At 39.5% G+C, this 26,258-nt stretch carries 24 protein-coding genes and 1 other RNA gene; 11 read left to right on the plus strand and 14 right to left on the minus strand.

All coding sequences use genetic code 11. The annotated features are described in order from the left end of the window. Positions 1-62 precede the first annotated feature (62 nt). From ftsZ to pheA, 4 genes are all read left to right on the plus strand, one after another. Complete coding sequence (ftsZ, locus tag INP95_RS05745) at positions 63-1,370, plus strand: cell division protein FtsZ (RefSeq protein ID WP_049384410.1); 1,308 nt, start codon at positions 63-65, stop codon at positions 1,368-1,370. Positions 1,371-1,411: 41 nt separating this feature from the next. Then, positions 1,412-2,329, plus strand: coding sequence for a UDP-3-O-acyl-N-acetylglucosamine deacetylase (lpxC, locus tag INP95_RS05750; protein ID WP_049384409.1), 918 nt, complete (start codon positions 1,412-1,414; stop codon positions 2,327-2,329). Between the two features lie 121 nt (positions 2,330-2,450). After that, positions 2,451-4,091, plus strand: a complete 1,641-nt coding sequence (ushA, locus tag INP95_RS05755; protein WP_197559247.1) for a bifunctional UDP-sugar hydrolase/5'-nucleotidase UshA — start codon at positions 2,451-2,453, stop codon at positions 4,089-4,091. An 8-nt stretch (positions 4,092-4,099) separates the two neighbouring features. Continuing rightward, entirely contained in the window at positions 4,100-5,257 is a 1,158-nt protein-coding gene (gene pheA, locus INP95_RS05760) for a prephenate dehydratase (RefSeq protein WP_197560288.1), read from the plus strand. Between the two features lie 68 nt (positions 5,258-5,325). Here pheA and INP95_RS05765 read toward each other — a convergent pair whose 3' ends face one another. After that, positions 5,326-5,652: a zinc ribbon domain-containing protein YjdM gene (locus INP95_RS05765; protein ID WP_049371882.1), complete on the minus strand. Its 327-nt coding sequence runs from the start codon at positions 5,650-5,652 to the stop codon at positions 5,326-5,328. 110 nt (positions 5,653-5,762) lie between these two features. Here INP95_RS05765 and INP95_RS05770 point away from each other — a divergent pair, with 110 nt between their 5' ends. Beyond that, a complete protein-coding gene (locus tag INP95_RS05770; RefSeq protein ID WP_049366223.1) occupies positions 5,763-6,323 on the plus strand; it encodes a YtfJ family protein in 561 nt (186 codons plus the stop codon). A 33-nt stretch (positions 6,324-6,356) separates the two neighbouring features. On the opposite strand, the gene INP95_RS05775 is transcribed toward INP95_RS05770, so the two are convergent. Both INP95_RS05775 and INP95_RS05780 read right to left on the minus strand, forming a co-directional pair. After that, positions 6,357-6,524: a zf-HC2 domain-containing protein gene (locus tag INP95_RS05775; RefSeq protein ID WP_049366225.1), complete on the minus strand. Its 168-nt coding sequence runs from the start codon at positions 6,522-6,524 to the stop codon at positions 6,357-6,359. An 11-nt stretch (positions 6,525-6,535) separates the two neighbouring features. Then, the gene (locus INP95_RS05780; protein WP_197560289.1) at positions 6,536-7,084 is read right to left on the minus strand and encodes a sigma-70 family RNA polymerase sigma factor; all 549 of its coding nucleotides are present in this window, start codon (positions 7,082-7,084) and stop codon (positions 6,536-6,538) included. Positions 7,085-7,198: 114 nt separating this feature from the next. Here INP95_RS05780 and INP95_RS05785 point away from each other — a divergent pair, with 114 nt between their 5' ends. Continuing rightward, complete coding sequence (locus tag INP95_RS05785) at positions 7,199-7,519, plus strand: hypothetical protein (protein WP_197560290.1); 321 nt, start codon at positions 7,199-7,201, stop codon at positions 7,517-7,519. A 62-nt stretch (positions 7,520-7,581) separates the two neighbouring features. On the opposite strand, the gene cysS is transcribed toward INP95_RS05785, so the two are convergent. Next, positions 7,582-8,961, minus strand: a complete 1,380-nt coding sequence (cysS, locus tag INP95_RS05790; RefSeq protein WP_197560291.1) for a cysteine--tRNA ligase — start codon at positions 8,959-8,961, stop codon at positions 7,582-7,584. Positions 8,962-9,072: 111 nt separating this feature from the next. Here cysS and INP95_RS05795 point away from each other — a divergent pair, with 111 nt between their 5' ends. Both INP95_RS05795 and INP95_RS05800 read left to right on the plus strand, forming a co-directional pair. Beyond that, entirely contained in the window at positions 9,073-9,582 is a 510-nt protein-coding gene (locus tag INP95_RS05795; protein WP_197560292.1) for a peptidylprolyl isomerase, read from the plus strand. A gap of 57 nt (positions 9,583-9,639) precedes the next feature. Next, positions 9,640-10,428 (plus strand): TatD family hydrolase, encoded by a 789-nt coding sequence (locus INP95_RS05800; RefSeq protein ID WP_197560293.1) that lies wholly within the window; start codon positions 9,640-9,642, stop codon positions 10,426-10,428. Here the strand turns inward: INP95_RS05800 and nrdG are convergent. Then, complete coding sequence (nrdG, locus tag INP95_RS05805; protein ID WP_197560294.1) at positions 10,425-10,892, minus strand: anaerobic ribonucleoside-triphosphate reductase-activating protein; 468 nt, start codon at positions 10,890-10,892, stop codon at positions 10,425-10,427. The two genes, INP95_RS05800 and nrdG, sit on opposite strands and share 4 nt — an antisense overlap. A 128-nt stretch (positions 10,893-11,020) precedes the next feature. On the opposite strand from nrdG, the gene ffs reads away from it, so the two are divergent. Then, positions 11,021-11,119: signal recognition particle sRNA small type (gene ffs / locus INP95_RS05810), an RNA gene on the plus strand. A 26-nt stretch (positions 11,120-11,145) separates the two neighbouring features. Here ffs and cydC read toward each other — a convergent pair. The 9 genes from cydC to grpE all read right to left on the minus strand — a co-directional run bounded on the left by cydC (position 11,146) and on the right by grpE (position 23,410). Further along, positions 11,146-12,876 carry a heme ABC transporter ATP-binding protein/permease CydC gene (cydC, locus tag INP95_RS05815; protein WP_197560295.1) on the minus strand — a complete coding sequence of 577 codons (1,731 nt, stop codon included), beginning with the start codon at positions 12,874-12,876 and terminating at the stop codon, positions 11,146-11,148. After that, positions 12,876-14,636, minus strand: coding sequence for a heme ABC transporter permease/ATP-binding protein CydD (cydD, locus tag INP95_RS05820; protein WP_197560296.1), 1,761 nt, complete (start codon positions 14,634-14,636; stop codon positions 12,876-12,878). The genes cydC and cydD overlap by 1 nt, the downstream gene beginning before the upstream one ends. A 117-nt stretch (positions 14,637-14,753) precedes the next feature. Next, positions 14,754-15,707, minus strand: coding sequence for a thioredoxin-disulfide reductase (trxB, locus tag INP95_RS05825; protein ID WP_049367778.1), 954 nt, complete (start codon positions 15,705-15,707; stop codon positions 14,754-14,756). Between the two features lie 89 nt (positions 15,708-15,796). Next, complete coding sequence (locus INP95_RS05830) at positions 15,797-16,654, minus strand: co-chaperone YbbN (protein ID WP_197560297.1); 858 nt, start codon at positions 16,652-16,654, stop codon at positions 15,797-15,799. A gap of 113 nt (positions 16,655-16,767) precedes the next feature. After that, positions 16,768-18,084: a nucleobase:cation symporter-2 family protein gene (locus INP95_RS05835; protein ID WP_111328547.1), complete on the minus strand. Its 1,317-nt coding sequence runs from the start codon at positions 18,082-18,084 to the stop codon at positions 16,768-16,770. A 135-nt stretch (positions 18,085-18,219) separates the two neighbouring features. Beyond that, entirely contained in the window at positions 18,220-19,617 is a 1,398-nt protein-coding gene (locus INP95_RS05840; protein ID WP_197560298.1) for a DASS family sodium-coupled anion symporter, read from the minus strand. 166 nt (positions 19,618-19,783) lie between these two features. After that, entirely contained in the window at positions 19,784-20,365 is a 582-nt protein-coding gene (locus tag INP95_RS05845; RefSeq protein ID WP_197560299.1) for a uracil-DNA glycosylase family protein, read from the minus strand. Positions 20,366-20,439: 74 nt separating this feature from the next. Continuing rightward, on the minus strand, positions 20,440-22,566 hold the full coding sequence (gene nrdD / locus INP95_RS05850; RefSeq protein ID WP_197560300.1) for an anaerobic ribonucleoside-triphosphate reductase: 2,127 nt from the start codon (positions 22,564-22,566) through the stop codon (positions 20,440-20,442). Positions 22,567-22,834: 268 nt separating this feature from the next. Beyond that, positions 22,835-23,410 (minus strand): nucleotide exchange factor GrpE, encoded by a 576-nt coding sequence (gene grpE, locus INP95_RS05855; RefSeq protein ID WP_143422665.1) that lies wholly within the window; start codon positions 23,408-23,410, stop codon positions 22,835-22,837. Positions 23,411-23,540: 130 nt separating this feature from the next. Here grpE and INP95_RS05860 point away from each other — a divergent pair, with 130 nt between their 5' ends. Beyond that, positions 23,541-24,431, plus strand: coding sequence for an NAD(+) kinase (locus tag INP95_RS05860; RefSeq protein WP_005696488.1), 891 nt, complete (start codon positions 23,541-23,543; stop codon positions 24,429-24,431). Between the two features lie 78 nt (positions 24,432-24,509). Next, complete coding sequence (recN, locus tag INP95_RS05865) at positions 24,510-26,186, plus strand: DNA repair protein RecN (RefSeq protein WP_197560301.1); 1,677 nt, start codon at positions 24,510-24,512, stop codon at positions 26,184-26,186. The last annotated feature ends 72 nt before the right edge of the window (positions 26,187-26,258 follow it).

Genomic DNA, 26,258 nt, shown 5'->3' on the forward strand with positions numbered 1-26,258 from the left:
TAAGAAAGATTTAACTTTTATTAATATGCTAGCAGAGTATTAGCAGTAACGGAGAACAGCAAATGTTATACCCAGAGTATGGTGATTTTGAAGAGCAAACAGGTGCACTGATTAAGGTTGTCGGTGTCGGTGGAGGCGGCGGTAACGCAGTTAACCACATGGTTGCTAACATGGTGCAACAAGAATTCAATGGTAATTTCTTGGGCGAAAGTGCAATTGATAGCGAAGAACACGGTAAAATCGTATTCTATGCGGTGAATACCGATGCGCAAGCATTACGCAAAAGCCAAGTTCAACAAACTGTACAAATCGGTGGAGCAACAACGAAAGGTCTTGGAGCGGGGGCAAACCCAAATGTAGGTCGTAAAGCGGCTGAAGATGACCAAGAAGAAATCCGTAAAATGCTTGAAGGTGCAGACATGGTCTTTATCGCTGCCGGTATGGGCGGTGGTACAGGTACTGGTGCCGCACCAATCGTCGCTAAAGTTGCGAAAGAATTAGGTATTTTAACTGTTGCTGTTGTTACTAAGCCATTTAGCTTTGAAGGCAAAAAACGTATGCAATTTGCTGAATTAGGGATTAAAGATCTTTCACAATACGTGGATTCAATGATCATTATTCCTAACCAACAAATCCAAAAAGTTCTCCCGAAAAATGCAACGTTAATTGATGCTTTTGCTGCTGCAAATGACGTATTACGTAACTCTGTTATGGGCATCTCCGATATGATTACCTCTCCTGGTTTAATCAACGTGGACTTTGCAGACGTAAGAACCGTTATGTCGGAAATGGGCCAAGCAATGATTGGTTTCGGTTCAGCTCAAAGTGAACCAGGTGCGGGCCGTGCAGAAGAAGCAGCACGTCTTGCAATTAAAAATGATTTATTAGAGAAAGTCGATCTTTCTAACGCTAAGGGTATCCTTGTTAACATTACATCTGGTATGGATCTCGGCTTTGACGAATTTAACGTGGTGGGTGACACAGTAGGTAGCTTTGCATCAGAAGACGCGACTATCGTTGTGGGTACCAGTTTAGTCCCTGAAATGAGCAATGAAATTCGTGTAACGATCGTTGCAACAGGTTTAGGTGATGTTGTTGCGGCTGAGCCAGTAGTGATTGCTCGTCCTCAAGCAGCAGTACAACAAACGCCAGTTCAACAACCTGTAGCACAAGAAACGATTCAGCCACAACCGCCAGTTGGTTTACATGGTTTAGATGCATTAAGACATAATCCACAGCCAGAACCAGCACAGGAACAAAATCCGCAATACGGTAACTTAAATAAACCGCTTGATCCAAGCCGTTTAGAACAGTTAAGAAATAATCCTAATTTCTTTAATCCGGCATCATTTGGTCGTGATGAGAAATAAGAGTAGAAGTAATCTTGTTGTGAAGCAATAAGGTAAAAGAGATGATTAAACAAAGAACATTAAAACAAAGCATTAAAGTCACAGGTGTAGGCTTACATAGCGGCAAAAAAGTAACGTTAACGTTGCGTCCGGCTATGCCAAATACTGGCGTGATTTACTGCCGTACTGATCTTAATCCGCCGGTGACTTTCCCTGCAAATGCGGATTCAGTACGCGATACAATGCTTTGTACTGCACTTGTGAATGAACAAGGTGTGCGTGTTTCAACCGTAGAACACTTAAACGCAGCATTAGCAGGTTTAGGTATCGATAATATTATTATTGAAGTTGATGCACCTGAAATTCCAATCATGGACGGTAGTGCAAGCCCATTTATTTACCTGCTTTTAGATGCAGGTATTGAAGAACAAAATGCACCGAAGAAATTTATTCGTATTAAGAAAAATGTACGAGTAGAAGACGGTGATAAATGGGCAGAATTTAAACCTTACAATGGTTTCCGTTTAGATTTCACAATCGACTTTAATCATCCTGCGATTAGTAAAAATGTACGTAATTATGTGATGGATTTCTCTGCACAAGCATTCGTACATCAAATTAGTCGTGCAAGAACCTTTGGTTTCATGAAAGATATTGAGTATCTTCAATCTCAAGGTCTTGCGTTGGGTGGTAGCCTAGATAATGCTATCGTATTAGATGATTACCGTATCTTAAATGAAGACGGATTACGCTTCAGAGATGAATTAGTTCGTCACAAGATGCTTGATGCGATTGGCGATCTGTATATGTGTGGCTATAACATCATCGGTGATTTCAAAGCTTATAAATCTGGTCACGGTTTAAATAATAAGTTACTCCGTGCTGTACTTGCCGATCAAGAAGCGTGGGAATTTGTTACCTTTGAAGATAAGAAACAAGTTCCACAAGGTTATGTTGCACCTGCCCAGGTACTCATCTAACAATGTTTTGTTGAAAAGCTATACTTCTTTCGGGAGTATAGCTTTTTTATTTCCCATCTTGCTCTATTATTTTTGTTTTCGGCGAAGGTAAAGAGCGGTCAAAAATAGAGGTATTTTTATTATGAAAAAATTATTTACCGTGCTTCCTCTTGTGCTAGCAACTTCTGCTGCAATGGCATATGAACAGGACAAAACCTATCAATTTACCATATTGCACACAAATGATACGCACGGACATTTTTGGCCGAATGCAAAAGGCGAATATGGCTTTCCAGCACACAAAACAATTGTTAATCGTGTGAAAGCGGAAGTGGAGAAAAAAGGTGGCTCACTCGTTTTATTAAATGCAGGTGATTTTAATACTGGTGTACCTGAGTCAGATATGCAAACGGCAGAACCTGACATTAAAGCAATGAATGCGATGGGATATGAAGCAACTGTATTAGGTAACCACGAGTTTGATAATCCATTACAAATCCTTGACATGCAAGAAAAATGGGCGAACTTCCCATTCTTATCTGCAAACGTGATTAATATGAAAACAGGTAAAACCTTAGTTAAGCCCTATACCATTTTAAATAAACAAGATCTTAAAATTGCCGTGGTGGGTTTAACCACAGAAGATACTGCAAAATTAGGTAACCCAGAATATCTTCACAATGTGAAGTTTGAAGATCCAACAACAGTAGCAAAAGCCACATTAAAAGAGCTAAATGAAAAAGTTAAGCCCGATGTAAAAATCGCTTTAACACATATGGGCTATTACTATGATGCGAAACATGGTTCAAATGCACCAGGCGATGTAAGTCTTGCGCGTAATTTAGATAAAGGCGCATTCGATATGATTATCGGTGGCCACAGCCATGATCCGATTTGTGTGGATGACAAAGGTGTATGGATTAAAGATTATCAACCAACTCAGCCATGTAAACCAGATTTCCAAAATGGTACTTGGATTATGCAGGCGTTTGAATGGGGTAAATATGTTGGTCGTGCAGACTTTGAGTTCAAAAATGGTGAATTAAAATTAGTGAATTATCAATTAATTCCAGTGAACTTGAAGAAAAAAGTGAAAAAAGAAGATGGCAAAACAGAATATGTGAATTATGCCGAAGAGATTCCACAAGATCCAGAAATGGAAAAACTTTTAAAGTCTTACCAAGATAAAGGTGATGCTTTATTAAGCCAAAAAGTGGGTAAACTAAATGGTAAGTTAGAAGGTGATCGTACCATTATTCGTTTTGAACAAACTAACCTTGGTCACTTAATTGCAGAAGCACAACGCCAAAAAGCGAAAGCAGACATTGGTATCATGAACTCAGGTGGTATTCGTGATTCTATCCAAGAAGGTGATGTGACTTATAAAGACATTTTAAAAATCCATCCATTTGGTAACATTGTGAGCTATTTTGAATTAACCGGTAAAGAATTATTGGATTATTTAAATGTGGTGGCATTGAAAGAAGTAGATTCTGGTGCCTATGCACAATATTCAGGTATCAGCATGACAGTGAATCGTGCGGATAAGAAAGTTGAAAATGTGAAAATTCAAGGCAAACCATTGGATTTAAATAAAATTTACCGTATTTCTGTACCAAGTTATAATGCTGCAGGTGGAGATGGTTATCCGGTTATGACCAAAAATCCAACTTTTGTTAATACTGGTTTTATTGATGCGGATGTTTTAAAAGAATTTTTTGAGAAAAATTCACCTATTAATGCGGAGAAATACATCCCTCACAATGAAGTAACCTTTAAATAAGGAATGAAATGGCATTAGATTTATCAGAAATTCGTCAGCAAATTACGCAAATTGATCGCAGCTTGTTAAAGCTGCTTTCAGAGCGTCATCGTCTGGCATATGATGTAGTGAGAAGCAAAGAAGTTACGCAAAAAGCATTGCGCGATTTAGAGCGTGAGCAACAACTCTTACAAGAGCTTGTGCAATTTTCTGAAAGCCAAAATTATCAGCTTGAACCACAGTATATTACGTCAGTCTTCCAAAAGATTATTGAAGATTCTGTGCTAACGCAACAAGTGTATTTGCAGAAAAAGCTCAATGAGCAACGAGAAGAAACGTTACATATTGCTTTCTTAGGTAAGAGAGGTTCTTACTCTAATTTGGCTGCCCGTAACTATGCGGCTCGTTACCATCAACAATTTGCTGAAATCAGTTGCGATTCCTTTGCTCAAATTTTTGAAAAAGTTGAGATCGGAGAAGCTGATTATGGTGTACTTCCTTTAGAAAACACCACATCTGGTGCAATTAATGAAGTTTATGATTTGCTTCAACATACAACCTTATCTTTGGTGGGCGAGTTGGCTTATCCTATCAAGCACTGTGTTTTAGTGAATGAGCAGGATGATTTAAGCAAAATTGATACACTTTATAGCCATCCACAGGTGATCCAGCAGTGTAGTCAATTTATTCAAAGCCTTGAGCGTGTTCATATTGAGTTTTGCGAAAGTAGCTCTCATGCAATGCAGCTTGTATCAAGCTTGAATAAACCGAATATTGCGGCACTGGGCAATGAAGATGGCGGCAAGCTTTACGGCTTACATGTGTTAAAACATAATATTGCGAATCAAGAAAACAATATTACTCGTTTTATTGTAGTGGCAAAACAAGCTCGAGAAGTTTCACCGCAAATTCACACGAAAACTTTATTGTTGATGACAACATCGCAACAAGCGGGTTCTTTGGTGGATGCTTTACTTGTGTTTAAAAAGCACGGTATTAATATGACGAAGCTTGAATCTCGTCCTATTTATGGCAAGCCTTGGGAGGAAATGTTTTATTTGGAGATTGAAGGAAATATTCATCATCCAGATACCCAAATTGCCTTGGAAGAGCTTAAGCAATTCAGTAATTATCTGAAAGTGCTTGGTTGTTATCCAAGTGAAATAGTGAAGCCTGCGAAGGTATAACGAAAATAAAAAAAGAGCGGTCGATTTAAAACAACGTTAAAATCGACCGCTCTTTTTATTGAGAATTCTTAAGCTTTTTTCAAGAACTCTGATTTCAACATGATTTTGCCACAATCGACATTGTGATCTCCGTTAACTAAACGGATATTTTTGAATTTCGTGCCTTTCTTCAACACTTCAGATGAACCTTTTAATTTCAAATCTTTAATCAAAAGTACATCATCACCATCGGCTAATAAATTACCGTTGCTGTCTTTAACAATCAGTTGATCTTCATCGGCTTCAACTGCTTCGTTACCATTCCATTCATTACCGCAATCAGGGCAAACAAAATTCACAGAATCGTGATAAACATATTCACCTTTACATTTTGGGCAAGCTGGCATTTGATCCATTTCTTTTTCCTTCTTTATCTGATTTAAGCAAAGTATAATGCGCACGGAGTATAACAAAAAAGTGACTATTCGCCAAAAAATGGGCATTTCACGGAATTTATGAGGTATTTATGAAAAAAATCATGCTTTTGAGCGCTGTGATGGGGAGTTTAATCTCAGCCAATACATTCGCTCACAATATTCAACCTAATCAACTTTTAGCCAATGTAACGGTTTCGGATAAAGGCGAAATCACTTTAAATGGCAATGATGTAGCGTATAAATCGTGGAGCTCAACGGCATTACCTGGCAAAGTCCGTGTGATTCAGCATATTGCAGGCAGAAGTGCGGCAAAAGAGAAAAATCAAGCGATGATCGAAGCCATCAAAGCAGCTCATTTTAACCAAGCCAAATATCAAACCACGACCATTATTAATGCTGATGATGCCGTTGTGGGCACGGGTATGTTTGTGAAAAGTAGCGCAGAAAAAGGCAAAAAAGAAAATGCCCATAGCCAAGTGATTTTAGATGATAAAAGTGCGGTTAAAAATGCGTGGGGATTACGTGAAAAAGACAGCGTGATTATTTTGCTTGATAAAACCGGCAAGGTGCAATTTGTGAAAGAAGGTAAATTGACGGATGATGAAGTCAAAGAAGTGATTTCACGTGCAACAGCATTAATGGCGAAGTAATAGAGTAATAAGCGGAAGTTCTCTTCCGCTTTTTTATCCTTTGAAATCCTTCATTAATTTTCTCAATGTGCCACAATTTCGTTGAAATTTACGGCAATGTGTACAGATGGCAAGATGCAAATTGAGCCCAATTTTTTCTTTAGTCATTAATGAGCGTTCTTGCGCATCTGAAATGAGTCGAGTCGCTTGGCGACATTTCATAAAATCACTCCTTAAAGTTTATGAGATAAGCAGTTTTGAAGTTGTAAGCGAGCACGATAGAGTGTCGTGTGCAAGTTACTTATGCTTAGTTGATTTTCTTGGCAAATTTCTTCGGAAGATAATTCCAAAAACTCTCTCATCATAAAAATCTTGGCTTGTTTGGCTGGCAGGCAAGTTAAGCAAGTTTCAAAAATCAGCCAGAATTCTTCAGAATAGACCGCACTTTCGCTCAGTTCGAGATCGAGTGGAGAATGTTCAGCTTTCCAGTGGCCCCCTTCATCAAAGAAATGATTAGTTTGTTCTTCATCTTCAATTTCGGTTTCTAGCACTAATTTGCCTTTCTGGCGAAGAAAATCAATGATTTTATTTTTTAAGATAGCAAAGACCCAGGTCTTAAATGCCGATTGTCGTTTAAATTGCTCAAGATGGTTAAATGCACTTAAAAAACTCTCTTGCACTAAATCTTCAGCTAATACAGCATTGCCCACCTGTAATGTGGCAAATTTCAGCATTTGCTCTCTAATTTGTACCAGTTCTTTATCGGAAATTCCGGTTTCCATATTTTTTCCTTGGAAAATGTGTAAGAAATAGGTTTCTCATTCGTCTAATGATAATGAAAGGAAAAGACCTTTCTAAATCACGTTAATTATTCACAAATTTAAGGAAGATTCAAAATGAAAAATATTACTGTAAAAACAACCTTTACTGCTATTGCTGCACTTTTCTTTGCAACCAGTCTTTATGCGACTGATATGAAATCTAATGAAATGTCGATGGCAAAAGATCCCATGCCGATGACAAAAGACGCTATGCCAATGCAAAACGATAAAATGGCATCTGATGGGATGATGAAATCTCATGATATGAAATCTCACGACATGAAAATGGATAATATGAAATCAGAAGGAATGAAATCTGATGATATGAAAACAAAAGAAATGAAAGCAAAAGAAATGAAGAAAAAAGCAAAAACAATGGAAAAACCGAAAATGTAATGCTTTCTTCTTAAAAGAAAAACTGCGGTCAATTTGACCGCAGTTTTTGTATCAAAGTGAGATTATTGTTTACGCCATGTCGTGCCGTTAGGGCCGTCTTCTAACACAATTCCCATTGCAGTGAGTTCATTACGAGCCGCATCTGCAGCAGCCCAATCTTTAGCAGCACGCGCTTCGTTGCGTTGTTTGATGAGCGCTTCAATTTTTGCTACTTCATCATCGTCAGAGCCAGCTTGTAAGAATTTTTCTGGATCTTGTTGAAGTAAACCTAAGATACCCGCTAATTCACGTAAACGCGCAGCAAGACCATTGGCTTTTTCAGTATCTTCAGTTTTCAATTTATTGATTTCACGCGCCATTTCAAATAAGACAGAAAGAGCGTTCGGCGTATTGAAATCATCGTCCATTGCTTCACGGAAGGCTTCCACAAAATTTTCACCGCCAAAAGCAACCGCACTTTGGTTTGTGCCACGTAGAGCGGTGTACAAACGTTCTAATGCACCTTGTGCTAAATTTAGATTTTCTTCACTGTAATTGAGTTGGCTGCGATAGTGTGCCGTTAGTAAGAAATAACGCACCGCTTCTGCATTGTAGTGGTTTAATACATCACGAATAGTGAAGAAATTGCCGAGGGATTTCGACATTTTTTCTTTATCTACCATGATCATGCCTGAATGGATCCAATAATTCACATATTGACCGCCATGAGCACAGCAAGATTGCGCAATTTCATTTTCGTGATGCGGGAACATTAAGTCAGAACCGCCACCGTGAATATCAAAATGTTCGCCAAGTTGTTTGCAGTTCATTGCCGAACATTCAATGTGCCAACCTGGACGACCTGCACCCCATGGGGACGGCCAGCTTGGTTCGTTTTCTTTTGACATTTTCCAAAGCACGAAATCCATTGGATTTTTCTTGATTTCATTAATTTCAATGCGTGCACCCGCTTGTAATTGGTCGAGATCTTGACGTGATAATTTGCCGTATTCCTTAAAGCTTTCTACATCAAACATCACATCGCCATTGTCTGCAACATAAGCATGACCACGTGCAATCAGTTTTTCCACAATTTCAATAATTTCTGGAATATGATGAGTCGCACGAGGTTCGAAATCTGGACGTAATACGTTTAATGCATCAAAATCTTTATACATTTCTTGCACCATACGATCTACAAGTTGATCGCAGGTTTCTTTGTTTTCTAATGCACGTTTAATGATTTTATCGTCCACATCCGTAATATTACGCACATAAGTTAAATCGTAGCCTAGAGAGCGTAAATAGCGGGCAATCACATCAAAACATACAAAGGTACGGCCGTGGCCAATATGGCATAAATCGTAAACGGTCACGCCACACACATACATACCCACTTTTCCTTCATGGATAGGTTTGAACACTTCTTTTTCACGAGTGAGGGTATTAAAAATCTTTAACATATTTTTTCTCTTAAAACTAGTTGGAAAACGACCGCACTTTTTCTGCTCCTTGTGGCACTTTCTCGCCATTTGTGGAATAATGAATGCCTTAATTTTCAAGAGGAAAACAACATGGTTACATTACACACAAATTTTGGCGATATTAAAATTAAACTTGATTTTGATAAAGCGCCAATCACTGCAGAAAACTTTTTAAACTATTGTAAAAACGGTTTCTATGATAACACAATTTTTCATCGTGTTATTGATGGATTTATGATTCAGGGCGGTGGTATGGAAAGCGGAATGCGTGAAAAAGCAACAAACGCACCGATCCAAAATGAAGCTAACAATCGTTTAAGTAACAAACGTGGCACAATCGCCATGGCGCGTACCTCTGATCCACATTCTGCAACGGCACAATTCTTCATTAACGTGGCAGATAATGACTTCTTAAACTACCGTTCAAAAGAGATGTTTGGCCGTGAAGTGGTACAAGAATGGGGCTATGCCGTATTCGGTGAAGTGGTTGAAGGCATGGATGTGGTTGATAAAATCAAAAAAGTAAAAACCAGTAATAAAGGCTTCCACCAAGATGTTCCGACCGAAGATGTGGTGATTACATCCGTTTCTGTTGAATAATTAATTTGGTGTGTGGATGCGCAATCTACACACTTTTTTCTTAAGTGAAATAACGCGATGCCTTTCTTCGATACTCATACCCACCTCGATTATCTTCATCATGACACGGGAGAGCCATTAGCTCAGCTGGTGGATAACGCTAAGCAAGCTGATGTGCAAAAAATTTTGATTGTGGCGGTAAAAGAGTCAGATTTTAAAACGATCCAAAATATGACCGCACTTTTCCCTGAGCATCTTTATTGTGGGCTTGGGTTGCATCCTCTTTATATCAAAGAACACCAAGAGCATGATTTAGAAATTTTGGATACGGCGTTATCTGTACGTGATCAAAATTGTACAGCTGTAGCAGAAATAGGCTTAGAATGTGCGATTCCAGATTTATTAACGGATGAATTATGGCAAAAGCAGCAGCACTTTTTGGAAAGTCAGCTTTATTTAGCGAAGAAATACAATCTGTCGATCAATTTACATAGTCGTAAATCCCACGAGCAATTATTCCGCTTTTTGAAACAGGCTAATTTGACAAAATGTGGTGTGGTGCATGGTTTTTCAGGAAGTTACGATCAAGCAAAACGATTTGTGGATTTAGGCTATAAAATTGGTGTAGGTGGTACCATTACTTATGAACGCGCGAATAAAACGCGCCAAGCGATTGCGAAGTTACCATTAGAGGCGTTGGTGTTAGAAACGGATACGCCTGATATGCCCGTGTTTGGCTTTCAAGGACAACCTAATCGACCAGAGCGGATAGTTCACACCTTTGAGGCATTATGCCGTTTAAGAAGTGAAAATGCTGAAGTCATTAAAGAAACGGCTTGGCAAAATAGCTTAACCTTATTCGGTTAAACCTTAAAACGATAAATCACTTGATTGACTGAACCACGCCAAACTAAGCTTGGGTCAGCCTGTTCTTGTATAAATTTTCCATCAATAAGCACGTCAATATAAGGCAACATTTGACGTTGATAATCATCCAGTTCATCCAGTTTATAACCCGTCCACACCCAAATATCCTTATCGGGACATTCTTTTTTTACACGTTGTACAAAAGGAAGTAAGGCTTCGACATTACGTGGATGCATCGGATCCCCACCAGAAAGTGTGAGCCCTTGACGTTTAATGCGCGTATCTTTTAAATCATTGATGATTTGTTGTTCCATCGTCTGATCAAATAATACGCCATTATCAAAAGACCAGCTCTTTTGATTGTAGCAACCACGGCAACCATGCGTACAACCGCTCACGAAAAGGGTACAACGGGTGCCTTCGCCATTTACAACATCAGTAGGGTAGTATTGGAGATAGTTCATGGTTTTTGCCTTAAAAGTGCGGTTGATTTTCTCGTCAAATTCACCGAATTGATAAATTAACCTTTGCAATACCGAGCCAATTCTTGCATAATAGCCCACCTAATCGCATTGCGATATCAATGGAAATCTTCTCGGTCTCTCGCAACGGTGTCCGGTTTACTCGGTCAGGTTCGGAAGAAAGCAGCCAAAGTCGGAATTTCTGTGTGCCGAGAATAAGCTGGGAAGGTTTCCACCCAACTTATCCTTTCTTATTTTACACTCGCTCTACTAATTGTTTGAAGAACCCTTTTTCTAATTGCAATAATTCTGCATAAGTACCTTTTTCAATTAGCTTCGCTTCATCAATCACACAAAGTTCATCAAATTGCTCAATCGCCGTTAAGCGGTGAGTCACCATAATTAAGGTTTTATTCTCAGCATGGGCAAGAATCAAACGCAGAATTTGGCGTTCCGTTTCGCGATCTAAACCTTCCGTTGGCTCATCTAATAATAAAATTGGTGCATCATTAAGCAAAATACGCGCTAAGCCCAAGCGACGTTGTTCTCCACCTGATAGTGGACGGCCGCCATCACCTAACCAAATATCTAAGCCTTGTTCTTGTTCCAACAATTTGCCTAAACCAACTTGATTTAACACCTCGATCATTTTTTCATCAGGAATATTGACCGCACTTGCGAATTGCAGATTTTGATGAAGTGTATCGCTAAATACATGAACACGTTGCGTTAAAAAGCAGAATTGGCTGCGTAATGTATTTTCTGCATAATCAGCAATTGGCTTGCCAGCAAGGAATAATTCTCCTTGATTGGCATCATAATTACGTACTAAAAGTTGTAATAGCGTAGATTTTCCGCTACCTGTTTTACCTAAAATTGCGACTTTTTTACCTTTTTGAATGGTTAAATTCAAATTTTCTAAAGCACGATTTTGACGTTCAGGATAAGTAAAAGAAAGATCTTTTGCTTCAATTAATGTAGTAGCGTTTTGATCGAACTCCGCTTTGCCATTAAAAGCTACTAATGGTTGTTGTTCGATAATATCTGTCACGCGTTCAGCTGACGCAATTACTTGCCCGATATGTAAGAATGCCGAGCCTAATGGCATTAAGATTTCAAATGAGGCTAAGGCCGCAAAAGTGAATAGCGCAATAAATGCCATACGGTATTCATCGTTACCAAACTCCGCTTGTGAGCTAAACCACAACATTGCGGCAATAATCAAGCCATTTAAGAAGAGTGAAAGTGCGGTTGAAAATCCGCTTAAATTGGCTTCTTTTTGTTGGTCTGCTTGCCAGTTAGTTTCAGTTTTAGCCATGTTATCTTTCAATTTATCTTCAGCATTAAAGAGCAATAATTCCGCTTGCGCTTGGATAAATTCTAGGAATTGTGTGCGATAAAGTGCGCGTGAATACACGAGTTTATCACCGAATTTTTTACCCAGTTGGTAGAAAACGGTTGGAATAACCAATACCAATAAAAGCAGACTCACACCTAGACCTAAGGCTAAAGGTACATTGACGAAACTTAGGCCAATACACATAGCTAGAATCACAAAAATAGCCGTAATAAAAGGCGCAATTAAGCGGAGATAAAGACTATCGAGGGTATCCACATCAGACACTAAGCGGTTTAATAAATCGCTGTTACGGTAGCGATTTAACACCGCAGGGCTTAATGGAATAATCTTCTCAAAAACTTGTACCCGTAATTTAGCCAAGATGCGGAAAGTCGCATCGTGAGTGACCAACTTTTCGAAATAGCGGAAAAGGGTGCGACTGATGGCAAGTCCACGCACAGAGGCAGAAGGGTAGAAGAAATTAAATAACGTGCCAAGACCTGCAATAGCCGTTGCGGCTAAAAACCAACCAGATGTGGTCAGCAAGCCTATGCTAGATGCAAGGCCTGTAATCATCAAAACTAAGCCTAAAAATAAAGGCAACTTGGCGAATTTAAATAAACGTAAAAAGGGAAGTAAAGCATGCATTATTGAATATCCTCTTTTCGTTGAGCCAATAATTCGGCAAAGAAGCCTTGATCTTTTAATTGGTTGAAATGGCCTTGTTGAACAATTTCACCTTCTTGCATCACTAAAATGTTGTCGCATTGTTTTAGATCTTCAATGCGGTGTGTGATCATTAAGGTGGTTTGGTTATGGCTCATTTCTGCAAGGGCAGCAAGTACCAGATTTTCAGACTGAGCATCAAGGCTAGCCGTTGGCTCATCAAGTAATAATAAATTGCCTTTGCGTAGTAAAGCGCGAGCGATAGCTAAGCGTTGCGCTTGGCCTACGGATACCCCTATCCCACCATCTTTAATTTCACTATCTAAGCCTAATTTGTCGGTAAACTCTTTCGCTTGCGCAGAAATCAAGGCTTGTTCAATTTGCTCATCAGTTGCTTGAATATCACCTAAAAGTAGATTTTCTTTGATGCTACCTTGTAGTAGTAATGGGTTTTGACCTACCCACGCAATTTGTTTGCGCCAGTCGCTTAAACGGCTTTGATTAAGTTCTACACCGTTAATTTTTAAGCTACCTTCATAAGGCAAGAAACCGAGTAATACATTGATTAAAGAGGTTTTTCCTGCGCCACTTTGGCCCACAAGTGCAATATGGCTTTCTTTCGGAATATGGAATGAAAGAGGCTTAGTTAATGGTTGACCTTGTGGAGAAAGCGCCACTAAATTTTCAGCCTGAATCTCGACCGCACTTTGTGCTGGAATTTGTTCATTTCCTTGATGTGCAATTAAATAATCCGCTTCTAAGAAATCGACAATGGCATCAGCTGCACCAATACCAGCTGCACGATCGTGATAGTAAGTTCCGAGATCACGCAATGGTTGATAAAACTCTGGTGCAAGAATTAAGCAGAAAAAGCCGGTAAATAAGGTCAGCGTGGTGCCATAAGTACCAAATTCGACTTGACCTAAATAGCTAAAACCAAAATACACCGCCATTAAAGCAATGGAAATGGAGGTGAAAAACTCTAACACGGCAGAAGAGAGAAACGCCATTTTAAGTACTGTCATGGTCGTTTCACGGAAGTCTTCCGTTGTGTTTTCAATATGTTGAGTTTGTTCTGAAGTGCGGTTGAAAAGACGCAAGGTTTCTAAACCGCGTAAGCGATCCAAGAATTGTGCACTCAAGCGAGAAAGGGTAGCCATATTTTTTTGGCTGCTATCTGCTGCGGCAATCCCTACCAGAATCATAAAAATTGGTACAAGCGGTGCAGTGACCATCAAAATCAGTCCAGCCGCCCAGTTGAGCGGGAATACGGCAATTAAAATCACCATTGGTACAATAGCCGATAAACTTTGTTGTGGTAAGAAACGCGCATAGAAGTTATGCAGATTTTCCACTTGTTCAAGCATGATACTTGCCCAGCTTCCGGCTGGTTTGTTATTGATGGTTGCGGGACCAACTTGATGGATTTTATCTAAAATCTTTTGACGCATGTGATTTCGTAGTAATCGACCTGCTTTAAAACCAATTTTTTCGCGTAGCCATAAAATGATCGCACGTAAAGCAAAAGTGATGATTAATGCAATAAAATAGGGAACCAGTTCAGCGTGATCGACATGTTGCATAATGAGCTTGTCGAGCAATGTCGCAAGAAAATAGGTTTGAACCACCAGAATTAAGGAGGAAAGTGTGGCAAGGGCAATATTGGTGCGCATTAATTTTTTAACAGGTTGTTGCTGCGCACGAAGCCATTTTTGTAAATATTTTTGGCGAAGTTTGTCCATTGTTTTTATTTATCCTAGGATAGGATGAGTTGGATGGAGGATTAAAAAATCTACCTTTGAAAAATAATAGGTGCGTGAAACCTTGTTTTACGCACCTTACATGAGAATTTAGCGCACTTATTCTTGTGCATCTAAATAACGTTCAGCATCTAATGCCGCCATACAGCCTGTTCCTGCTGAAGTAATGGCTTGGCGATAGTTATGATCCATTACATCACCCGCAGCAAATACACCTTTTACAGAGGTCGCTGTTGCATTGCCTTCAAGGCCTGATTTAACGACGATATAACCGTTGTTAAGTTCAAGCTGACCTTGGAAAATTTCAGTGTTTGGCGCATGACCGATGGCAATAAATAAACCGTCTAATTTCACGTCTTCTTTTTCGCCAGTTTTCACGTTTTCTAAACGAACACCTGTTACACCCATGTTATCACCTAACACTTCATTTAAAGTGCGGTCAGTATGAAGCACAATTTTGCCTTCTTCGACTTTTTTGTATAAGCGATCGATTAAGATTTTTTCTGCGCGGAAACTATCGCGACGGTGGATTAAATGTACTTCAGAAGCAATATTAGCTAAGTAAAGAGCTTCTTCAACGGCGGTATTTCCGCCACCGACAACCGCAACGGGTTTATTGCGATAGAAGAAACCATCACAGGTTGCACAAGCAGAAACACCACGGCCTTTATAAGCGGTTTCAGATTCTAATCCGATATAACGTGCTGATGCGCCTGTTGCGATGATTAATGCATCACATGTGAAGGTTTGCATATCGCCATAAAGTTTGAATGGACGAGAAGATAAATCGACTTTATTAATGTGATCAAACACGATTTCCGTTTCAAATTTTTCGGCGTGTTGCAACATACGTTGCATTAAACCAGGGCCAGTGGTCATTTCAAAATCACCCGGCCAGTTTTCAATTTCATCTGTAGTGGTAAGTTGACCGCCTTGTTGAAGACCGGTCACTAGAACAGGTTTTAGGTTTGCACGTGCGGCGTAAATAGCGGCGGTATAACCTGCCGGGCCTGAACCTAAAATTAATAATTTGCTGTGTTTAACGTCTGACATAAAGAATCCTTTGTTTATAAAATAAAGCATGAGGCTTTTGGAATCCGTCCATTATAAAGCCTTCATGCATAAAAAAATAGTTGATCGTATTAGTAAAGCAATGAATACAGCAATCGGCGATATTTATTGGTGATAGGATCTGCATTGCCAATGGCTGATAAAATAGATAAAAACTGTTGTTTTACTTCACCATTTTCCGCAGAAAGATCTTGTTTAAGAATGCTAAATGATAAGTCCAATGCTTCTTCGTTTCGATTGGCTTGATGTAGCTGAACTGCCAATTTCAACGCAATCTCAGGCGTTGGATTTTTCGCATAATCCGCTTGTAATTGCTGAATTTCTGGCGTATCAGCTGCTTTAATTAAAAGCTCAATCTGCGCCTGTAATCCATGCCAACGGCTGTCGCGATCCTGAATAGGAATTTGAGCTAAAATATCTGCTGCAGGCTCTGTTTTTTTCATGGCGATATAGGTTTCTGCATAAAGTAATGCCACATCGCTGTTTTTCTTATCTGAAAGCTCCCAGGCATCTTTCAGTAGTGGAAGGGCTGAGTCGTAATCTTCCACTTGTAAAAAATCTAAAGCTTTTTGGAATTTTAAATCTTCTTCTTTTGGCAAAATCGCACTCAAACGTTGCAATAAACTGGCTTCATCTAATGCACCAGGGAATGCATCTATTGCTTGAGCCTCTTTGAAAAGATAGGTCGTAGGCAATGCTTGAATACGAAATTGAGCAGCAATCATTTGCTCTGTTTCACAATTGACTAAGCCGAGGATAAATTGCCCTTGGTGTTGTTCTGCGACACGTTGTAAGACTTTTGCAAAATCTGCCGATTCTTGATGGCTTGGTGCATAAAAGTTAATGACAAGTGGCGTTTCAACAGAACGTTGCAACGTTTCAGTAAGATTTTGTTCGTTGAGCTCAACGAAGAAAGGTAAATCTGCCATTTTTATTCCTTCATAAATGGAAAATGATGCCTGATTTTAACAAAGTGCGGTCAGTTTTAGAAATGTTTTACAGGAAAAGAAAAGGGCAGTGTTAATCTGCCCTTATTCGCTATCTATTTTGATTCTTTTGTTTCTTCCACTTTATCTTCAGGAAGTACGAGGTTAAGAATTAAGGCAAGTAATGAACCTACGGTAATGCCTGAACCGAGCACTTCTTTGAAAAAGTGCGGTAATTTATCAAGCAATTCTGGACGAGTCGTCACGGCTAAGCCACAGCCAATAGAAATGGCAATGATTAAACCATTGCGTTTACTACGTGCGACTTTATCCAACATTTGAATACCCGCAGCGATAATCATCGCGAACATCATTAAGCCTGCACCACCTAATACTGGTAATGGAATTGATACAATTAATGCACCGAATACAGGGAATAAGCCCGCTAGTGCTAGAAGCACACCGGTTAGCGCAACCACGTGACGACTTGCCACGCCAGTTAGAGAAATGACTCCAATGTTTTGTGAGAATGAAGAGAATGGTGTGGTGGACATAATGGCGGCTAAAGCAGAGCCTAAACCATCGGCTAAAACCCCGCCGCGTAAATGTCTGCCGGTGATTTCGGTTTTGGTAGCATTACCTAGGGCTAAGAAGTTACCACTTGATTCAACGATCGTCACTAAATAGGCAATAGACATACCGATAATGCCTGAAATTGGGAAGGCTAAACCAAAGTGTAGTGGTTGTGGAATCGCGAAAGTTTGTGCTTGTTTTACGCCTTCAAAGCTTACCCAGCCCATAGCTAAACAAACGATATAACCAGTCATCATCCCAATAACGATGGCGGCAGCAGAGAAAATCCCTTTACCCCATTGCACGAGAGCGACCACGATCACTAAGACAAAGCTTGCCATCATTAAATTTTCTGGCGTCGCATAATTCGCATCACCACGTTGACCACCTGCAAACCAGTCAACGGCAACTGGAATCAGGCTTAAGCCGATCATCATAACGACAGTTCCCGTCACAAGTGGTGGGAATAATTTACGAATATAGGGCATGAAAAAGCTGCCGATAATCATCACTAATGAACCAATGAGAGAAGAGCCTAATATACCAGCGATGCCATATTCACTGAAACCAATGGCAAGTGCAGCAGCAACGAAAGTAAAACTGGTCCCCATTACACTTGGTAAACGAATACCAATAGGCCCCAAGCCTTTACATTGGATAACGGTCACTACGCCGGAAATGAGCAGGGCCGCATTCACTAGCGTAATGGTATCTTCAGTCGGTAATTTTAAGACGTTACCAATGACTAATGGTACGGCAATAATTCCCCCTAGTGCGGCAAGTAAATGCTGTGCGGCAAGAAGTAAACTCAATCCGAAAGGTGGTTTGTCTTCCACCGTATAAAGCAAGTTGTTATTCATTTGGTTTCCCTAAGTAAAAAAATTGTGCGAATTATACGTTAATTTTTATTTCAGGCAAACGTTTGCGTAAACAAAATAAAAAAAGTGCGGTTAAAAATCATCTTATTTTTAACCGCACTTATTAGGTTTTAAAGGTTACATCCAGAAGAGATAAGCGATTGTCCCGATAATTAGCATACAGGTTAAATCAATAAATTTACCCACGCGGATCATTTCGGATTGTTTAACAAAACCTGTCGAGTACACAATCGCATTTGGTGGTGTCCCGACCGGCATCATAAAGGCACAAGACGCTCCTAGGCCGATAATCATCGCAAAACCAAGCGGTGGCATATTCAGTGCTTGTGCGATGGAAATAAAGATAGGGACAAGTAAGGCCGCACTTGCAGTGTTTGACGTAAACTCAGTTAAGCAGACAATAAAGGCTGCAACAATTAATGCCATCACATAGTAGTGACCGCCTTCAATGATGAAGACAATACCATCTGCCATGATTTTACTTGCACCAGACTGAGTTAATACCGAGCTTAAGGTTAAACCGCCACCGAAGAGGAACAGCACGCCCCATTCTGTATTTTCTTGTACTTGTTTCCAACTTGTGATCCCAGTTACACAAATGACAATTGCTGCGGAGAGTGCAACCATACTGTCAAAACTACCAATTGGTTTTGGTAAGCCTAATAATTGAGAAATAATAGGGTTAAGGTATCCACCAAAAATCCAAAGAATCGCTACGGTGATAAAAATGACCAAGGTTAAAACACGTTGTTTAGTCATGTGAATTTTTTCAAATTCAGCAGCAAAATGAAGGCCTAATTTGGGTTTAAATACAAGATATAACCAACCAATAATAAGCGGGAATAAAATTAACATGACTGGCGTGCCATACATTAACCAGTCAGCAAAGTCTAAATGGAGCTGTGAAGCGGCAATGGCATTAGGCGGGCTTCCCACAAGTGTTCCCATTCCACCGATGGTCGCACTATAAGCGATCCCTAAAAGTACGAAGACATAAGTATTATGTTCTTCTTTTTGATCTAATTGACTCAGAATGGTCATTGAAAGCGGAATCATCATCGCGGCAGTTGCTGTATTACTCATCCACATAGATAAAAATGCTGTAGCTAAGAAAAGGTAAAGCACCGCAACAAAGAGACGACCTTTTGCTAATTGCATGATTTTATTAGAAATCATTTTGTCGATCTTTTGCACATTTAATGCGGTAGCAATCGCAAAACCACCAAAGAATAAGAAAATGGTAGGATCAGCAAAGGCAACAAGCGCCTCACGACTATTTACCAATCCGAGTAATACCGACAAAATAGGAACAAATAGCGCCGTGATAGTCACGTTTACCGCTTCTGTTAACCATAAAATCGCCACGAATGCCAATAATGCTAAGCCTTTATTGGCAGCAGGCTCAAAAGGAAGAATGTTTAATAAAACAAAAAAGAGAATCACATCAGCAAGGAATACCACTGCATTTTTATTCCAAGCTTTAGATTGCGAGTCGGTAATGGGAGTTTGTTGCATATATTTTTTCCTATATATTTTTTTCTATATATTTTAAGAAGTTGGCGATTCTAGCATAAGTGTGTTTAATCAGAAAATAGGGAGGTACTAAAAATTGATTAGTATTAAAGCAAAGAGCGGTCAAAATCAGATATTTTTGACCGCTTTTTATTCGTGGAATATTTGTTTAACGGGATAAAATCGCTTTCACTTGTTTTTGTAATGTTGGTACTATTTCTTGTTCAAACCACGGATTCTTCTTGAGCCAAATTTGGTTGCGTGGAGAAGGGTGAACGAGCGGAAGAAATTGAGGGAGAAAATCACGGAAATGGTGAACAGTCTCAGTGACATTAAGGTTATTTTCTGGCAAATAGTATTTTTGTGCATATTGTCCAATGAGAATCGTCAGCTCAATATTGGGTAAATTAGCAAGAATTGCTGGATGCCATTTTTCCGCGAAACCTTTGCGCGGTGGTAAATCACCCGATTTTCCTTTCCCTGGGTAATAAAAATCCATTGGGATAACTGCAAACATACCTGAATGATAAAAGGTATCGCGATCCACATCTAGCCATTCACGTAGGCGATCACCGCTTTTATCATTCCAATATAAACGACTTTCTTGGGCTTTAATTCCGGGGGCTTGTCCGACAATATTAATACGAGCCGTGGTTGGTGCAGCAAAAAGCGGTTCAATGCCTTGTGACGTAAAAGATTGATTGTCAGGATCTTGCATGATGGATTGAGTGATTTGTGTAAGTGTTGGCATGATTCTTCCTTATTTATTGAAATAAAAATAGCTCATTTTTGATGAGCTATTTTATCATAATAACGAAACGACCATTATAGATGTTTTACACGGCGTTTTACTTCTTCCTGTTTACCCGCATTGAATGGGCGAGCATCAGGACTGCCGAGATAACCGCAAACTCGTCGGGTTACAGACACTTTTGCACTGTCATGGTTGCCACATTTCGGACAAACAAAGCCTTTACTTGTGCAATTAAATTCTCCTGTGAAACCACATTCGTAACATTCATCAATTGGCGTATTAGTGCCATAATAAGGCACGCGATCGTAGCTATAATCCCACACATCTTCGAGTGCCTTCAGATTATGTTGAATATTTGGGTATTCGCCATAACAAATAAAGCCCCCGCTTGCTAATTCAGGATAAGGCATTTCAAAGTCTAATTTATCGTATGGATTCACTTTTTTCTCTACATCTAAGTGATAGCTATTAGTGTAGTAGCCTTTATCGGTAACGCCTTCAATGACTCCAAATTGTTTGGTATCTAAACGACAGAAGCGATCGCACAAGTTTTCACTTGGTGTGGAATAAAGGCTAAATGCATAGCCAGTTTCTTTCTGCCATTGTTTGACTGCTTCACTTAAACGACGCACAATCGCGATGCCTTTTTCGCGTAGTTGTTCATCGTCAAAAATATGCCCTTGTTTATACAGTGCATTGATGGTTTCGTGAATGCCAATATAGCCTAAAGAAATTGATGCTCGGCCATTTTTGAAAATATCCGCAACCTTATCATCAGCTTTTAAGCGAACGCCACAAGCGCCTTCCATGTAGAGAATTGGTGCGACACGGGCTTTGGTATTTTCTAAGCGAGCGATACGTGTAAGCAAGGCTTTTTTCGCAAGGGCTAAGCGTTCATCTAAAGTGCGGTAGAATTTTTCTTCGTTTCCTTGTGCTTCAAGAGCAATACGAGGAAGGTTCAAACTCACCACGCCTAGATTATTGCGACCATCATGCACTTCATGACCGTTTTCTTCATAAGCACCCAAGAAACTACGGCAACCCATTGGGGCTTTGAATGAGCCTGTGACTTTAACCACTTGATCATAGTTTAAAATATCTGGATACATGCGTTTTGAGGCGCATTCTAATGCTAGTTTTTTAATGTCATAGTTTGGATCTTGTTCGTTTTGGTTCACACCTTTTTTAATCGTAAAGACCAGTTTTGGGAAGACTGGCGTTTTGTGATTTTTACCCAAGCCACGAATACGGTTTTTCAAGATTGATTGCTGAATTAAACGTTCTTGCCAACTTGTACCTAAGCCAAAACCAAAGGTGACAAACGGCGTTTGGCCATTGGACGTATGGAGCGTATTAACTTCATATTCAAGGGATTGAAACGCATCAAAACATTCTTTTTCAATTAGCGCTTTGGCATAACCTTCAGCATCCTGAATTTGCCATTGGGCGGCATTTTTCAAATGTTTTTCAAAACTGAGTTGAACATAAGGCGCAAGCACTTCATCAATGCGATTGATGGTTGTACCGCCATAAATATGGCTGGCTACTTGAGCAATAATTTGTGCGGTAACTGCTGTTGCTGTGCCGATAGATTTAGGCGGTTCAATTTCGGCATTACCCATTTTAAAACCATGTGAAAGCATGCCTTTGAGATCAACCAGCATACAGTTAAACATCGGGAAAAATGGCGCGTAATCTAAGTCGTGATAGTGGATTTCGCCTTTTTCGTGAGCTTCCACGACATCTCTTGGCAGAATGTGACGCTTGGCATGATGTTTTGCCACAATACCTGCTAGTAAATCACGTTGGGTAGGGATCACTTTCGCATCTTTATTTGCGTTTTCATTGAGTAATTCCACGTTGCTTTGTTCAATCAGCCCTTCAATTTCTTTGGTTAATTGGCTGCGTTTTTCACGAGCAAGATCACGATCGTGACGATATTCAATATAAGCACGTGCAATTTGTGGATACTTGCTTGTCATTAAGTGATCTTCAACGATTTTTTGAATCTGGTTGATATCAATTTCATGCTGATAGTGACTAAAAATCTCGGTATTAATTCGCTGGCTCAGATCATGGATATAAATTTCATCAACAATATTGACCGCACTTGCCGCTTTTCTGATTGCATTAGTAATACGTTGTAGGTCAAACCCAATTCGTGAACCATCACGCTTAATCACGAAGAAAGCATTCATTTTATGACTCCTATATAGGCTAACTTTAAAAAAACGAAAGCACTATATATAGTTTTATTTAATAGATCAACACACAATATGTAGTGTTATTTTATGTTTTTTGATGCTTAAAATTGTGGAGGAACCTTGCTAAATCTGGAAATCAAGAGAGTTTTTTATTGAGAATTATTCTCAAATTATTTTTTAATAAATTTGATCTATGTCAAGATTTTTGACAATAAAAAAAACGGACGAAGAATCGTCCGCTCTTTAAGTCATAGAAAAGAAATTAAGCTGCAACCATTACCATGGCTGGGCGAATCACTCGACCATTTAAGGTATAACCTTTTTGTAAAACGGTAGTGATTTGATTCGTTGCAAAGCCTTCTGCTGGTTGCATAGAGATAGCTTGGTGAAGATCCGGATTAAAGGTATCACCTACTGCACCAACAGGCTCGATACCAAAGCGAGAAACCGTTGAGAGTAACTCTTTTAAAGTCAGCTCGACACCATCGAATAGTGCTTTGATGTTTTCATCTTCCTTATTGGCTGGTGTAGCAAGCGCACGCTCTAAGTTATCAATGGTATTTAAAATGTCTTTTGAGAATTTTTCGAGCGCAAATTTATGTGCTTTTTCGATGTCTTGTTCACTGCGACGACGCATATTGTCAATTTCAGCACGCGTACGAAGCAATAAATCTTGCTCTTTTTTAGAGGTTTCTTCTACTTGTGCTTTTAATTGTTCTTCAAGTTCTTGTACACGGGCAATCGCTTCTTCTAACGGATCTTCCGTTGAGGTGGTTTCTTGCTGAACTTCTTCAACAAGTTCTTCATTTTCATTTAAGTTTTGTGCTTGTTCTGACATCTTTTTCTCCATTTATCAAAAATTAGTGCTATTTTAGCAAAACTGAATTGCTATGTAATATAATGGCTAAAATTTTAAATTCAAGTGCGGTCAAAAATCAGTAAGTCTGTACTTGGGAGCAATCATAGTTATGGATGAATTAGTCAAATCATTTAAAACCATCGCCTTGATGGGAAAACCACGTCGCGATATTAATTTGCAAATGCATAAAAACTTGTATCAATGGCTGAAAGAGCGAGGATATCAAGTTTTAGTTGAAAAAGAAGTGGGGGAAAAATTCGGTTTACCGGAAGAGGTGTTAGCAACGGTTGAAGAAATTGGAGAGCAAGCTCAACTCGTGATTGTAATCGGTGGTGATGGCAATATGCTAGGGCGTGCTCGCATTTTGGCTAAATATAATATTCCAATGATTGGTATTAACCGAGGCAACTTAGGCTTTTTGACCGATATTGACCCGAAAAATGCTTATGCACAGCTCGAAGCGTGTTTAGAACATGGTGAATTTTTTGTAGAAGAGCGTTTTTTATTGGAAGCTAAAATTGAACGAAACGGAGAAATTATCTCCAGTAGTAATGCCGTAAATGAGGCGGTGATTCACCCAGCTAAAATTGCGCACATGATTGATTTCCATGTTTACATCAATGATAAATTCGCGTTTTCTCAGCGTTCAGATGGCTTGATTGTTTCCACTCCCACAGGTTCAACCGCTTATTCGCTTTCCGCAGGCGGCCCAATTTTAACGCCAAATTTAAATGCGATTGCCCTTGTGCCGATGTTCCCACATACACTTTCTTCTCGACCATTAGTAATTGATGGCGATAGCAAAATTTCAATTCGTTTTGCGGAACATAATACTTCACAGTTGGAATTAGGCTGTGATAGTCAAATTGCGCTAGATTTTTCTCCTGATGATATCGTTCACATTGAAAAAAGCCCGCATAAACTGCGCCTATTACACCTAAAAAATTATAATTATTACAATGTATTAAGCACAAAATTAGGCTGGCTTAAAAATTTCTAATCCCAAAAGTTTAAAAATCTCTTTACTGTATATTGTAACAGTTATAATATATGGATATACAGTTAAGGAGATTTTTTTATGCTAACCCAACTTACCATCAATAATTTTGCAATTGTTCGTCAATTAGAGATTGAATTGGCGAAAGGAATGTCTGTGATCACGGGGGAAACTGGCGCAGGAAAATCCATTGCTATTGATGCATTGGGGTTATGCTTAGGGCAACGTATTGAAACGTCTATGGTTCGAGAAGGGCAGGAAAGAGCCGAAATCTGCGCCACCTTTTTTATTGAACCAACGAACCCCGCTTATCAATGGTTGCAAGAGCAAGAATTGCAAGATCCTGATAATCCCTCTGATTGTATTTTACGCCGTGTCATTAATGCAGATGGGCGTTCTAAAGCCTTTATTAATAGCACGCCTGTATCAGCTTCTCAATTAAAAGAAATTGGTCAATATCTTATTCATATTAATGGGCAGCACGCTTCACAGTTATTATTGAAAAATGATTATCAGCTTCAGTTGATGGATACATTTGCACATCACCATGATTTGCTCGCACAAATGCGAGAAGATTATCGTGCGTGGAAAAATCTTCAAACGCAAGTTAAAACCTTCCAACAAAAAGTTGCTGAAAATGAAGCGAAGAAACAACTTTTACAATATCAGGTAGAAGAGTTGGATGAGTTTGCGCTTCGTCCAAATGAATATTTGGAATTGGAAGAGGATCAACGTCGTCTATCAAATAGCGAACAGCTGACACAGTTATCACAATCAGCCTTACAGCTACTCAGTGAAAATGAGACTGTGAGTATCGATTCTATGCTTTATCGTGCGATGCAGTACATTGATGAATTAAGCGAATTAGATCCTCGCTATGCTTCCGTTCAAACAATGTTGAATGATGCACTTATCCAAGTGCAAGAGGCGACAAGTGAAGTCCAACATCTTGCATCTCATATTGAGCAAGATCCAATCTTGTTACAAGAGATTGAGAAGCGTTTAGGTCAAGCTTTACAACTCGCTCGCAAGCACAATGTGAAACCTGAAGAGTTGGTGGAATGGCATCAAAAATTAAAAGCAGAATTGACCGCACTTTTAGATTTTTCAGAAAGTGAAGAGCGTCTTCTTCTAGAAGAAAAAGCAGCCTTTGAGAAAATGCAACATACGGCAAAACAATTGCATGAAAGCCGTTGCCAAGCTGCAGGAAAATTAGCACAGCAGGTTACACATTCTATCAAAGGGCTTGCAATGGAGAATGCCGAGTTTTTCATTGAAGTGGATTCAGATTTAACTAAAGTGACGGCAAATGGGGCAGATAATATCGTCTTTACTTTACGCAGTAATCTAGGACAGCAGGCACAACCGCTAGCAAAAGTGGCATCTGGTGGTGAGCTTTCTCGTATTTCATTAGCGATTCAAGTCTTAACGTCCGATCAATCGGCGATTCCGACGTTAATTTTTGATGAAGTTGATGTTGGCATTAGCGGAAAAACGGCGAGTGTAGTGGGTAAATTATTACGTCAATTAGGCGATAAATGCCAAGTACTTTGTGTGACCCATTTACCACAAGTCGCATGTCATGGACATCATCAATTTAATGTAGAGAAATTTACCGTTGGTGATAAAACTGAAACCAAAATGACTGCACTTTCTCAAGAAGAGAGAGTTCCAGCTCTTGCAAGATTACTGGGTGGCAGTGAAATTACAGAACTAGCCTTGGCGAATGCGCAAGAAATGTTGGATTTAGTGAAGTAAAATCAGGTAAATAAATGGGCGCTTGTCGCCCATTTAATGCATTAATGAGCTGAATTTTGTCGTAAAGCTTAG

The sequence above is a fragment of the Haemophilus parainfluenzae genome (assembly GCF_014931375.1).
Taxonomy (GTDB): Bacteria; Pseudomonadota; Gammaproteobacteria; order Enterobacterales; family Pasteurellaceae; genus Haemophilus_D.

Excerpts from the sequence above, each read along its gene's own strand:
- ftsZ (WP_049384410.1), top strand. The coding sequence starts at position 63 with ATGTTATACCCAGAGTATGGTGATTTTGAAGAGCAAACAGGTGCACTG.
- lpxC (WP_049384409.1), top strand. The coding sequence starts at position 1,412 with ATGATTAAACAAAGAACATTAAAACAAAGCATTAAAGTCACAGGTGTA.
- ushA (WP_197559247.1), top strand. The coding sequence starts at position 2,451 with ATGAAAAAATTATTTACCGTGCTTCCTCTTGTGCTAGCAACTTCTGCT.
- pheA (WP_197560288.1), top strand. The coding sequence starts at position 4,100 with ATGGCATTAGATTTATCAGAAATTCGTCAGCAAATTACGCAAATTGAT.
- INP95_RS05765 (WP_049371882.1), bottom strand. The coding sequence starts at position 5,652 with ATGGATCAAATGCCAGCTTGCCCAAAATGTAAAGGTGAATATGTTTAT.
- INP95_RS05770 (WP_049366223.1), top strand. The coding sequence starts at position 5,763 with ATGAAAAAAATCATGCTTTTGAGCGCTGTGATGGGGAGTTTAATCTCA.
- INP95_RS05775 (WP_049366225.1), bottom strand. The coding sequence starts at position 6,524 with ATGAAATGTCGCCAAGCGACTCGACTCATTTCAGATGCGCAAGAACGC.
- INP95_RS05780 (WP_197560289.1), bottom strand. The coding sequence starts at position 7,084 with ATGGAAACCGGAATTTCCGATAAAGAACTGGTACAAATTAGAGAGCAA.
- INP95_RS05785 (WP_197560290.1), top strand. The coding sequence starts at position 7,199 with ATGAAAAATATTACTGTAAAAACAACCTTTACTGCTATTGCTGCACTT.
- cysS (WP_197560291.1), bottom strand. The coding sequence starts at position 8,961 with ATGTTAAAGATTTTTAATACCCTCACTCGTGAAAAAGAAGTGTTCAAA.
- INP95_RS05795 (WP_197560292.1), top strand. The coding sequence starts at position 9,073 with ATGGTTACATTACACACAAATTTTGGCGATATTAAAATTAAACTTGAT.
- INP95_RS05800 (WP_197560293.1), top strand. The coding sequence starts at position 9,640 with ATGCCTTTCTTCGATACTCATACCCACCTCGATTATCTTCATCATGAC.
- nrdG (WP_197560294.1), bottom strand. The coding sequence starts at position 10,892 with ATGAACTATCTCCAATACTACCCTACTGATGTTGTAAATGGCGAAGGC.
- cydC (WP_197560295.1), bottom strand. The coding sequence starts at position 12,876 with ATGCATGCTTTACTTCCCTTTTTACGTTTATTTAAATTCGCCAAGTTG.
- cydD (WP_197560296.1), bottom strand. The coding sequence starts at position 14,636 with ATGGACAAACTTCGCCAAAAATATTTACAAAAATGGCTTCGTGCGCAG.
- trxB (WP_049367778.1), bottom strand. The coding sequence starts at position 15,707 with ATGTCAGACGTTAAACACAGCAAATTATTAATTTTAGGTTCAGGCCCG.
- INP95_RS05830 (WP_197560297.1), bottom strand. The coding sequence starts at position 16,654 with ATGGCAGATTTACCTTTCTTCGTTGAGCTCAACGAACAAAATCTTACT.
- INP95_RS05835 (WP_111328547.1), bottom strand. The coding sequence starts at position 18,084 with ATGAATAACAACTTGCTTTATACGGTGGAAGACAAACCACCTTTCGGA.
- INP95_RS05840 (WP_197560298.1), bottom strand. The coding sequence starts at position 19,617 with ATGCAACAAACTCCCATTACCGACTCGCAATCTAAAGCTTGGAATAAA.
- INP95_RS05845 (WP_197560299.1), bottom strand. The coding sequence starts at position 20,365 with ATGCCAACACTTACACAAATCACTCAATCCATCATGCAAGATCCTGAC.
- nrdD (WP_197560300.1), bottom strand. The coding sequence starts at position 22,566 with ATGAATGCTTTCTTCGTGATTAAGCGTGATGGTTCACGAATTGGGTTT.
- grpE (WP_143422665.1), bottom strand. The coding sequence starts at position 23,410 with ATGTCAGAACAAGCACAAAACTTAAATGAAAATGAAGAACTTGTTGAA.
- INP95_RS05860 (WP_005696488.1), top strand. The coding sequence starts at position 23,541 with ATGGATGAATTAGTCAAATCATTTAAAACCATCGCCTTGATGGGAAAA.
- recN (WP_197560301.1), top strand. The coding sequence starts at position 24,510 with ATGCTAACCCAACTTACCATCAATAATTTTGCAATTGTTCGTCAATTA.